Below are 2,960 nucleotides of genomic sequence, written 5' to 3'. Positions count from 1 at the left end.
TCCCACTGGTCATCGCGTAAACTATAGCGCCGCATCTGTCTGTCTCCCTCAAAACGGGAAAACAGTCAGCACACGCAGACACAAAGTACAACCCTCACAGGCCACATTCAGAGCTTAACTGACGACACGCCGTAGGCCATTAGAGAAAAAATTGCGTCAAGGATTTGATGCTATTCATTCCATCTCAGATCAACAGTTAGCTGAAGTATTGGTTAGAGGAGGCAGTCTTCTTGATGCGGGGGAGCAACATCTTTGGGCGTATGCGCTTTCATGTCCAACAGCATGGGTTTTGTGCGGACCTGATCGAGCAAGTATGCGCTTTGGTTATGGACAAAACTACCGGGAACGATTGGTTTCTTTGGAAGAGTTACTTAATGGAATTTCGACCTCAAGTCCAATACCGATAGATGCACATCATACAAAAGAATGGCTGAATAAGTTTATTAATGATATAATACTAGGGATAATAAGATAGTACAGGGGAATATATTTATGCAATGTAAGAGCCTGATCCGAAAGTTTTTGAACAATACCAGCCTGTTGTGATTCATCCGTCTTTGCGAAGAGATGGAGTGAATGGTGGCATGGACTGGTATTGCCCGACACGAACATAGCCGGGAGGGATTGCGATATCCATCAGATATGACGGATGCCGGGTGGGCTTTGATTATGCCGTTCGTGCCCCCGGCGAAACGGGGCGGATGGCCTCGCACGGCGGATATGCGCGAGGTTGTAAACGCGATACTCCATATCGCCTCGGGTGGGTGTGCGTGGCGTCTGCTGCCGAAATGCTTTCCACCGGTCTCGACCGTCAGGCGCTACTTTTACGCATGGCGTGATGCCGGACTGTTCGAAGCGATGAACACGGTACTGGTCATGAACCTGCGGGAGATCGAAGGGCGTGAGGCCTCCCCGAGCGCGGGCGTGATTGATAGCCAGTCGGTGAAAACCACGGAAAGTGGGGGAATTTCCGGTTATGATGCTGGAAAGAAGGTCAAAGGTCGCAAGCGGCATATTCTGACGGAGACCTGCGGCTTCCTGATCTTCCTCCCTGTTCATGCCGCTGACATTCAGGATCGTGACGGGGCTGTCGATGTTCTGGCGGCAATACGCAGACACTTTCCATGGCTTCGCCACATCTTCGCCGATGGCGGCTATGCCGGTAATAAACTGTGATCCGCGCTCGCCAGCATGGGAAAATGGACGGTCGAAATCATCAGGCGATCAGACACGGCCAGGGGCTTTGAAATCCTGCCTCGCCGCTGGGTGGTCGAACGAACTTTCGCCTAGCTCGGTCGCTGCAAGCGGCTCGCCAAAGGCCGGGAAAAGTCCATGGCCTCGTCAACTGCGTGGACTTTGATCGCCTCAATCCTCATGCTGACCCGCAGAACCGCAAGGCATTGTCAGTGCTGAAAAACTTTCGAATCAGGCTCTAACAAAGGCGAAATTGGCGCAGGTTGTTCCTATGATTGGTTCTGTAGCTGGCGGCGGATTCAATGCATATTATGTATCGAAGGTCTGTGAAACAGCTCATTATTGGACTTGTAACGGTTTTGTGCCGGTCATCTGAGCGTTTTAAGCTTGTATCAGGAGACCGACGGGGCCATGAAGCATACGGAAGATTTCAAACGCGAGGCCGTGAGGATTGTGTTGAGCAGCGGGCTGTCACGCACGCGCATTGCGGCCGACCTTGGTATTGGCAAATCCACTCTGGGTAAATGGATAGTGGAGTACCGTCCGACCGGGCCGACATCCGAGCCTCAGGGTGACCTGGCCCGCGAGAATGAACGTCTTCGTCTGGAGAACCGGATTCTGCGGGAGGAGAGGGAAATCCTAAAAAAACTCCCCAGTTCTTTGCGAGCCAAAAGCCATGAGGTTCGCCTTCATCCATGGGCATCGGCATGAGTGGCCAATCGAGAGGCTCTGCCACGTCTTGCAGGTCTCGGCACGTGGTTACCGGGCCTGGACATCCCGGCCGGCCTGTCAGCGCCAGCGCACCGATCTGAAGATACTGGCGCATATCCGTGAACATTATGCCCTGAGCAACGCCTCCTACGGACGGCCCCGCATGGCCCTGGAACTCAGGGAAGCCGGGCTTGATGTCGGGGAACATCGTGTTGGCCGACTGATGAAGGACAACGGAATCCGGCCCGTGCGCACCCGTCGCCACAAGGTCACGACCGACAGCCACCACCAGACTGGCATTGTGGCCAACCTTCTGGATGGCGACTTCCCTGCTGATAGGTCCAACCAGAAATGGGCGGGAGATATCAGCCATATCTGGACAGCCGGGGGCTGGCTCTATCTGGCGGTCGTCATCGATCTGTTCAGTCGTCGCGTGATCGGGTGGGCTGTCAGCGACCGGATGAAAAAGGATCTGGCCATCCGTGCCCTGGACATGGCGGTGCGGCTGCGTGATCCGGCGCCCGGCTGCATTTTCCACTCTGATCGTGGCAGCCAGTATGGCTCCCATGATTTCCGGAAAAAGTTGCTGGCCCATGGGCTGCTGGCTTCAATGTCTGGAAAGGGAAACTGTTTTGACAACGCTGCTGTCGAAACATTTTTCAAAAGTCTGAAGGCGGAACGGCTCTGGAGACAGAACTGGTCAACCCGTCGCGAGGCTACGGCCGCCATCGTCCAGTATATCAATGGGTTCTACAATCCACGCCGACGCCATTCATACCTGGGCGGCATCAGTCCCCTCGCTTTCGAAGCAAGGGTGGCGTAATCACTTCCTGATCGGCACAAAACCGTTACAAGTCCAGGCGCTCTATATGCCCGCCATGGCGGCCATGCGATTCAACCCGGATCTCAAGCGCGTTTATGACAGACTGAATGCCAAGGGAAAACACGCCAAGATCGTAACCATCCGGCGAGAGACGCGGGTGTGTTCAGGCGGCGATGGTATTGTGGTCGTGGTGGGGAGCTTTCCAGTGCCAGGGCAGGAGTTCATGGAGGCG

General features: G+C 54.7%; 2 protein-coding genes and 1 pseudogene. All 3 read left to right on the top strand.

Translation table 11 applies throughout. The features are described from left to right. The first annotated feature begins 576 nt into the window (after positions 1-576). A pseudogene (locus CFR79_RS15165) lies at positions 577-1,413 on the top strand (IS5 family transposase). 192 nt (positions 1,414-1,605) lie between these two features. Then, positions 1,606-2,728, top strand: a protein-coding gene (locus CFR79_RS15155; protein ID WP_181417461.1) for an IS3 family transposase whose coding sequence is annotated in 2 segments (ribosomal slippage) — positions 1,606-1,844 and positions 1,843-2,728 — 1,125 coding nt in all. Because the reading frame shifts where the segments join, the coding sequence is not laid out codon by codon here. Between the two features lie 46 nt (positions 2,729-2,774). Continuing rightward, on the top strand, positions 2,775-2,960 hold a 186-nt coding region (locus CFR79_RS16055; protein ID WP_220030315.1), incomplete at its 3' end, for a hypothetical protein.

It is taken from the genome of Komagataeibacter saccharivorans (genome assembly GCF_003207825.1).
In the GTDB taxonomy this organism is placed as follows: Bacteria; Pseudomonadota; Alphaproteobacteria; order Acetobacterales; family Acetobacteraceae; genus Komagataeibacter; species Komagataeibacter saccharivorans.
This window is presented reverse-complemented; position numbering and strand designations above follow the sequence as displayed.